We start from the raw sequence: 8,735 nt of genomic DNA on the forward strand, positions 1-8,735 counted from the left end.
AATTATAGCATACTGGCATGCAGGGTAAGAAGCATTGAACTTGTTCCGATCGAAGATGAGCTAAGTCTAGTGCGCTCTTATCTATATAGAAAAGGGTTCGGTTCGTAGATAGTTTAACAACCTGTCTGAAGCTGTAAGTGCGATTTTACGAAGATACGTATATTCACACTAGGTAGTCCCTTTCGGAATGGAACGGACATTCCAATCATTTGCTCAACTTATATAGCAGTCTATCACTTTGCCATTAACTCCTTTCCTGCCGCGCGCCGAATCCGGGACGGAAAACGGTGCACGCCTCAGGGTACTTCATAGAAGCGTCGCTTCTGGGTTTGATACATAAATTCAATTTCCGCCGGCGTCAGTGTCTTGCCAAAGACCAGGAAGTGGCCCAACTCGCCCCCGAAATATCCGTTATCGCCGGGGCTCCGGCCGATCGAGTCCGCTTGCGAAGGCACGAGCCGCTTGTACGCACGACTGCGGAATGAGACGGAACCACCGTCTGACGGAGACAGCTCGACGCCGTCCACATACAGCCGGATCGCATTGCCTGCGAAGTCGAGAATGCCGACGGCATGATGCCATTCCGAATCGCGGACGTACGGAAACGATTTCGTCTGGAAACTGTCGGCGCTGTCGCTTCTGCCGGCAACGCGGATGGCTGTTGCCGTCAAGGCCATTTCCGCGCCTGCGGTTGCGCCGTGAATCCGAGTGCCGAACAGCCACTTCGGGTTCGAATCGGCTACGTTTCCGTCACGGAACCAGCCGGCTATCGTAATAGCAGGGGCGCCGTTCAGCCCGGCGGACGGCTTGTAGCCGAGAGCGGCGTAGTCCATGACGCCGTCCAGTCTCACTCCGCGTTCCGGGTAGCCCGGGATACCGGCACCGCCCATCCGCTTAGCGTCATTGCCGAAGCGGGAAAGATCGGAATGCAGGCCCGTCGACGCTCCATCCAGCGGCCAATAGCCCGCCAGTCCGTCATAGACAAGATGCCGGATTTCGCGCGGGTCGAGGGCTCTGCCGTAAATGCTCATCTCGTCAAGCACCCCTGCGAAAAAACCGCCGCCGAATGGGCTGCTGCCTATCGTGGAAGCATATCCGGGCATTTGCGGCGCGAAGGAGCGGCTGCCGAATACCGGTGTCTTGCCGGACAGCGGCTTCTGCTCTATTCCGTCCAGATACAGCCGGATAACGTTATGCTCATAATCGATCACCCCGGCAGCGTGATGCCACTCTCCGGAGATCGAGAACGGAAAGTCCGCGTACTTATAGTCTTCGTTCGGCGTGCTCCTTCCTCCTACGCGTATCCGGTTTCCGACCATCCATACTTCGGCCCCCGCCGATGTCTGCCCGACAGGGACGCCGAGCAGCCAGTTGCCCGTCTGCCCGGGCGGGGGCAGACTGTCGTTTCGAAACCAGCCTGCGATCGTAACGGCCGGCGCCCCCTGCAAATTCGTCACCAGCGTATTGGGCAAAAGCACATGGTCATCCACGCCGTCGAAATGAAGCCCACCGTTCCGGTAGCCATCCGTCCAAGCCGCCCCCTGAACCGTTCCGTGCGCCTCGTACGTCGAGCTGTCCGTAGCGGCCGTGCCCGTTATATCGTCGAATTTCCAATAGCCGTGCGGCAAATCCAAAGCATACCGCGCATTCTTCAGCCGATGGAACGTGATCCGGTTAGCGTTATGGTACGTGTCGGCGCCGTCATAGGATGTGCGGGCGACGAAGATAATATCGTCGCCGTCCCAGTGCCAATCCGCGTACTGGAAGCCGACCTTTGCGATCGAGTAGGGGACCGGCAGCTGCGAATCGTCACGGATCAGCAGCTTGGCGAAGTTCCAGTGAAGCAGGTCGGACGACGTATACAGCGACAGCCGGTTTCGCTGCTGAACGGCGAACGGGTAACTGTTGTCGTTGACAAGTGCGGCATACAAGCGGCTCTCCGCATCGTAGCGTATGGTGAATTTGTGCATGCCGCCGGGAAAATCGATGAATCCTTCGGCAGGATCGAAGCTGATGTTGGCGTTGTCCGAGGATAGATGGATGACAGCCGCTTTATCCACGACGGGTTCGGAATTGAGACGAATCACGTTCAGGATGTCCCCGTTCGGCGCTTGCACCATATTGCCCTCCAGCCATCCGGGCCGGCTGGCCGACCAAGCTGGCGGCAGCCAGGCCGGATTGAAGGCAAGTTCGTTCGTTTTTGTCCAGCTGGCCGCATCAAGCAGGTCGGAATCCTCGGGGGCGGAGATGACCAGCGCCTTGAAATTTTGCGGCCAAACGTAAGGTTTGTTGCTCTCGAACGCTTTGTACAGGCGGCCATTCGCCCGCAGGACAGGCGTGGGGGCCGTATGGTAAGCCGAGGAGCCGGTGCTGCCGCCCGGAAACAGCAGACCGCTGCTCGCATCGTCAGCCGTCGTCCAGGACGTTCCCCCGTCGTCGCTTTTGCGGATGACGATCGATTCGAGCGGGCCGGACGTCCCGAGCAAATAGACACTTCCCGCGTGCGCAAACAGGCTGGCCCAGTAAATGCCGTCCAACATAACGAGATGCTGCCACGTTCTGCCGTTGTCGGTCGAACGATACACCGACGTTTTGCGATGAGGCGAATTCGGTCCGGAATAATCGTGGGTAACGAGCAAGCTGCCATCGTCCAGCCGCAGCAGACTGGGGGAGCTTAGAAAGATGCGGGTACTTGCTTTCATCTCGTTCACTTCCGACACCAGCATGTTGGCGTAATTAGCCGTCCGGTCTTTCATATCGTTTGCCTCCTTTTGATAGGGAATGGGGTCCGTCCGGGAGACGGAGGGATTGGCTGTCAGCCTGTAGAACCATACGGTGCCATACACCAGGATCAACGCAACCAGCGCCGCGAGCACGACCAGTCGAAGGCCCGGTCCCCGTTTCACGGCCTACTTAGCCCTTTCGGATGCGATTGCCTTGTTGGCCGCCTCTTCCGCCTCGCGCAGTACGGTGTTCAGGTCTTTACTACCGAAGATGAATTGGCGCAGCGCCTCGGTGTACGCGTTGGAGGCGACCAGATCATATTTCGTAGTAATATACGGCTCGGCTACGTTGTTGTAATAAAACGCCGGAATGTTTTTGCCGCGGTAGACCGCAGAGTTTGCCAGAAAATTCTGCTTGATATCCTTGCGATCCAGTACCGTCATATTCCCGTTTCGGGTAGCTTCGGCCTGAACCTCCGGCGACAGCAGGTGTGCGATTGCCTGGAACGCTTCTTCCTTGTGCTTGCTCGTCTTCGGAATGACGAAGCCGTTGGCGAATACCCCGATGCCCGTCTTGGGCTTGTCGGCGAAAACGGGGAAGGAAGCGATATCCCAGCCGATGCCTTCTTTGTTGAATTGATCCATCGCCTGACCGATGAAGATGTCGGGTAAAATCGCGACATTACGGTCCTTCGTAAACCGGTTCAACCCATGATACAGCACGCCTGCAGCTGGCGGACGATTGTTCGGTATGCTGAAGATGGTCTGAAAGACGCTAAACATGCTGCGCCAGCCCTCATGCTGCTGGATCAGCGCCTTGCCTGTAGCCGGATCGGTGAAAGGGAGCGACAGCTGGGTTTGCAGCCGGTTGAAATAGCCCATCTGCAAGCCGTAGTAGCGGCTATCCCTCTCAACGACGGTCAGCCTCTTCGCCAGCTCGATATATTGATCCCAGGTCATGCCGTCGACCGGATAGGCCACGCCGAACTTGTCGAACAGGTCTTTGTTATAGTAGGTGGCGAATACGTTTTGCGTTCTCGGCAGACTGTACAACTCCCCGTTCTGGCCAAACTGCTTGAAAAATTGCAATATTTGCGGCGTAATCGCACCAAGGTCGAATTCGTACTTGCGGACCAGCTCGTTCAAATCGGTTGGCACATCCATATCGAGCAGGATCGGCATATTCGTAATACCATCGTCGATAATATCCGGCAACTCCTTCGCGACGATCATCTGATTGAACTGGTTGGCGTCCGTACAGTCGATCTTCTGAAGAGTAATATGCGGATATTTTCGGGAGACAGGACCGGCGAAATCCCGGGCAAAATCGTCGTCGCTTACGGCAAAGCATTTGAAATACATAGTCAAGGTGACCGGCTTTGCCGCTTCATTTGTCTGGACGGATGGATCGTTCGTCCCCTTTCCGGAACTGGAGCAGCCCGTCGCGGCCAGAATCAGCAGGGCGGCGAAGCAGGAAACGAATATGGTTTTTACAAAAGGCATTGTTAAGATTCTCCCCTTTACTTTTCAGTTAGCACCATCCTTGCATGAAGAGATCACGGTGCGAACGGTCTGTTCCGCCGCACGGCAACGGAGGACAACGCTTACAGAGCACTTTGAAAACAGTTGAATTGCAGGTAATCGTTCCATATAATCGGAATAAATGGAACGTGATCTTGTAACAAGGGGGGACCGTATGTCCATTCTTACTTTACACACACAGCACATTATGGAGCCTTATGAAGACGCCCGCTTCGCCTTGCCGCCCAGATTCGGTTACTGGTCGATTCCGCATACTCACGATTTCTACGAAATTTTCTTGGTTGCAGCCGGCACCGTCACGCACGTCGTCAACAACATCAGACAGGTGCTTCCGGCGGGGACCATGGCCTTCGTCAGACCGCATGACGTTCACAGCTTCGAGAAAAACGGAAGCGGCGACATTTGCTACATGAACGTCAATTTCCGTGCGAGCACCATCATGCACGCTTTCGATTATCTCGGCTCGGGCTTCAAATCGGAGCGGTTTAATGAGTCCCCGTTGCCTCCGATGCTATCCGTGTCGCCCGAGGATATAGAGCAGACGCTCGGCTTGTACAAACGAACTGTCGCGATGCTCACCCATTCCCCATCCACCGATACGACTCCGGTCCGAGCCTTCCTGATGGAGATGCTGCTCCGTTTCTTCTACCCGCAGATGGAGCAGACGGACATGACAGGGCCGAGATGGCTCTCTGAATTGCTGGAGGAGATGGACAACGAGAACAGTCTTGCCGAAGGACTGACGAGAATGCAGCGATTGTCCCCCGTCAGCACGGAGCATCTGTGCCGCACGATGAAAAAGCACATCGGCAAAACGCCAACGGAGTGGATCAATGAAAGACGGCTTCGGGCTGCAGCGAGTAGGCTAACGGTCAGCACGGACGAGATCGCCGCGATTTGTTTCGACATCGGCTTCAACTCCCTGAGCTACTTCTATACGTTGTTTTGCAAGCAATACGGAATGTCCCCCAATGTCTACAGAAGAAACAAGCACCAGATATGAACCGCTGAGATTGTTGTAACTGCATCTCCTCCTTTTTTACGTGCCCCAGACTTTGCTCATCGCCGCCGCTTATGGCGTTACCGACTGTCTAGGGTCATTATAGTTGTTTCTTCAGCCGCTTTCTTCTGCCGGATTGATTCGGTTTTGCTGCATATTGATATCTCCGATTAGGCCGAAACGGAGTGGCAAGCAGGCCATAACCAAAGACTATAGAACCCTGCGTAAGAGGCAGCTTATTGTTAATAAGACAGAAAAAAGAGGTACCCCAAAACCATAGCTGGTTGCGGGATACCTCTTTTGGAGCTTTAGTCGATTAATTCGGATTTCTGCAGAAGCCGCCGAACGATAACGGCCGCCTCCGCTTTGGAGATAAACGCCTGAGGCGCTAACAGGCCGCCGTCTCTGCCGGTCACGATTCCCGATTGCAATCCGGCTGCAACCCCGCTTCTCGCCCATTCCGAAACATCCTCTGTATCGATGAATGGCTTCAGCAGCTGCTCCGGATCGGCGGACGAAACCGATTCGGCTAGACCGGTAAGTTCCATCGCTTTCGCAATTATGACCATCGCTTGTTCCCGGGTGATCTGGTCATCCGGGCGGAACGAACCGTCTTCGAACCCGCTAATCAGATCGTGGCCATATGCCGTCTGAACCGCACCGCTGTACCACGAAGCTGCAGTTACGTCTGTAAAGGATGCGTCATCCTTTCCTTGCTCCATTCCCAGCCCCCGGACCATGATGGCGGCAAACTCCGCACGCGTAATATCTTGATCCGGACGAAACCGGTTGCCGCCGACTCCGCTCACGATCAACCGCGACCCCATATCGTTGACCGCGGCTATCGCCCAATGGTTGGCCGTGTCCTCGAACTCCAGCGGATTCCAGATCAGTGCATAGGTGCTGTTGGTCAAGCTGTGGATCACCGCATAATACTTGCCGTCCTTCACCACGATTCGGGTAGGCACGTGACGTACCGTTCCATCCGGGCCGATAACGACTCCCGTAGTGATCTTATTCGGGTCGACGCCGTCAGGCAGGGCAATCTGCCGCTCCACATACGCGTCGAAGGACGATACCGGGATCGAGCTGCCACCATGTACGGCTCTGATCGTGTAGTCAATCGGCGGCAGTACCAGATGGAAGCCTCCTTGAGCGGCCGCCGCTTCCGCAACTTGCAGCATCTCCGCCGCAGGCTCGGAAATTTCGATCTGAATCCGGATATCCTCCAGAGCAACCGTCTCCCCGATCTCAGCCGACAGGGCATCGATACCGAGACGTTCCACAGGCAGGATATACGTCGTCCGGCCGGTTTGGATCTCGATTACGGCCTGCCGGTTCGCCAACGTTTTCACCAATTGGCCGTTCAGTTCGCCGATGACTACACCAGGTTTCCCGTCCCCGTCCACGGATAGGGTGATGATCGGCCGTTGTTCCGTCGTCAGCTTGTTCTCCAGACTTTTCGGATCAAGCGTTATCGTTAGAACGGTCTGACCGTTACGAACCGTAGTCTCTACGATACCCGCCTGTTCCGGCTTGCCGTTGACAAGGATCGTCGCTCCCTTCCCTTTCGGCTCCTCGACCGGAGGCGTAACGGATGTAGCCGACTCCTCCTGAGCCGGACTTTCTTCACTAGAAGACGAAGTCGGCACGACAGCATTGGATGCGGCCGAAGGCGCACCTTCACCTGAGCTATTCAATGCCCGGACCGCAAACGTATAGCTCGTATCGTTGGACAAACCCGTGACCGTAATCGGGCTGGAAGCTCCCGTTACGATACGTCCTCCCGGCGATACGATTACCTCATACCCGGTAATGGCACTGCCCCCGTCGTCCGTTGGAGGAGTAAAGGTAAGGGTGGCTTGCCCGTCACCGGCAACAGCCTGAACGCCCGTCGGCGCCGCCGGCGTACCCGGGTTTACCTGCTGGGTTACGGTAAACGTCACATTCGTCATACTGTTCGCCATAACGGTAATCGTTGCCGTATACGTGCCTGCCGCCAAACCGTCCTTCGCTTGCACCGTAAAGCTGGTGGACGCTCCGCTATTCAGCGTCGATGCAGGCTGGGTGAGTACAAAATCGCTGCTGTGCCCGCCACTGAACACCACACGGAGGTTGACCAAATTCGCGTTGCCGGTGTTCGTGATCCCGATCGTTTTGCTGTCCTGCGTGCCCGGGACATAGCCTTGCTTCAATACCGCAGCTGTCTGGTTGCCAATCGCCTCGATCGTATAGGTCGGTAACGCGTTCACCGTGATGCCAGCCGTCTTCGAATCGGTCGAACCGGCTGCATTCGTCCATGCCGATCCGTTCCAAGTTTGCTTCTGAAAGGCCGCAGTCACGGTATGATTGCCGTCTGATCCGGTCGTATAGGAAGCCAGATAGCGGTTGGCGTTCAAATGGAATGTTCCGGACGTACCGTCCGTCGACGACCAGCCTGTCGGAATGTAACGTTCGTCGCCGGTCGTCGTTCCCGGCATATCCTGACGATCGCCGGTCGCCTGCAGCATAACCGTCTCGCCTGCCCATACGATCGTCCGGGAAGCCGTCAAGCTGTTCCCGGCGGCATCCGCCGCTTTCGGAACCGGAATGACCGTGATCTTGACTACGTCGCTCACGGCCGTTTCCGTCTGTCTTCCGGTAGCGCTCGAGTCGGTGTTCGTCACCATTACATAGAAGTAACCTTCCGCACCGCCCGGTGTCGGGACGAGGTAACTGCTGCTTGTCGCGCCCAGGACTGGCGCCGCTCCATTGGTATCGTTCACGGAATTGCGGTACCACTGATAGCTGAGCACCCCTTGGCTGACGGTGGCCGCCGCGCTCAAGGAGTAGCTGTCGCCCTCATTTAACGTCCGGCCTTGCGGCTGCGTCGTAATCGTCGGCGCGGCCGCATGCGTCAGCGCGTTAACCGTTACTTTGGCGAGGCCGCTCGTTGCTGTGGACATCTTGTTGCCCGTCGCAGCCGAGTCCGTATTCGTCACGATCACGTAGTAATAATCGTCCCCGACCCCCGCCATCGTTTTCGTAAGCGTTGCACTCGTCGCTCCGTTTACCGCAAATCCGCCGATGACGGGGGACGTATTCCGGTACCATTGGTAACTTAGCGTTCCTTGGCTGACAGTCGCATACACGCTTAAGGTGACGCTGCCCCCCTCGTTCACCGACTGGTCCTGCGGCTGCGTCGTAATCGTCGGCGCGGCCGCATGTGTCAGCGCGTTAACGGTTACTTTGGCGAGGCCGCTCGTTGCTGTGGACGTCTTGTTGCCCGTCGCGGCCGAGTCCGTATTCGTCACGACCACATAGTAATAATCGTCCCCGACCCCCGCCATCGTTTTCGTAAGCATTGCACTCGTCGCTCCGTTTACCGCAAATCCGCCGATGACGGGGGACGTATTCCGGTACCATTGGTAACTTAGCGTTCCTTGGCTGACAGTCGCATACACGCTTAAGGTGACGCTGCCCCCCTCGTT

The 8,735-nt window shown here is 56.4% G+C and carries 4 protein-coding genes; 1 reads left to right on the plus strand and 3 read right to left on the minus strand.

All coding sequences use genetic code 11. The annotated features are described in order from the left end of the window. Nucleotides 1-296 precede the first annotated feature (296 nt). Both PV433_RS27520 and PV433_RS27525 read right to left on the minus strand, forming a co-directional pair. A complete protein-coding gene (locus tag PV433_RS27520) occupies nucleotides 297-2,906 on the minus strand; it encodes a sialidase family protein (RefSeq protein ID WP_332075231.1) in 2,610 nt (869 codons plus the stop codon). Between the two features lie 3 nt (nucleotides 2,907-2,909). Continuing rightward, nucleotides 2,910-4,226 (minus strand): ABC transporter substrate-binding protein, encoded by a 1,317-nt coding sequence (locus PV433_RS27525; RefSeq protein ID WP_332075233.1) that lies wholly within the window; start codon nucleotides 4,224-4,226, stop codon nucleotides 2,910-2,912. A gap of 193 nt (nucleotides 4,227-4,419) precedes the next feature. Between PV433_RS27525 and PV433_RS27530 the strand changes: the two genes are divergently transcribed. Further along, on the plus strand, nucleotides 4,420-5,268 hold the full coding sequence (locus PV433_RS27530; protein ID WP_332075235.1) for a helix-turn-helix domain-containing protein: 849 nt from the start codon (nucleotides 4,420-4,422) through the stop codon (nucleotides 5,266-5,268). 305 nt (nucleotides 5,269-5,573) lie between these two features. On the opposite strand, the gene PV433_RS27535 is transcribed toward PV433_RS27530, so the two are convergent. Then, nucleotides 5,574-8,735: S-layer homology domain-containing protein (locus tag PV433_RS27535; RefSeq protein WP_332075237.1), on the minus strand; the 3,162-nt coding region annotated here is incomplete at its 5' end.

Source organism: Paenibacillus sp. GYB004 (assembly GCF_036577605.1).
Classification (GTDB): domain Bacteria; phylum Bacillota; class Bacilli; order Paenibacillales; family NBRC-103111; genus Paenibacillus_AB; species Paenibacillus_AB oceani.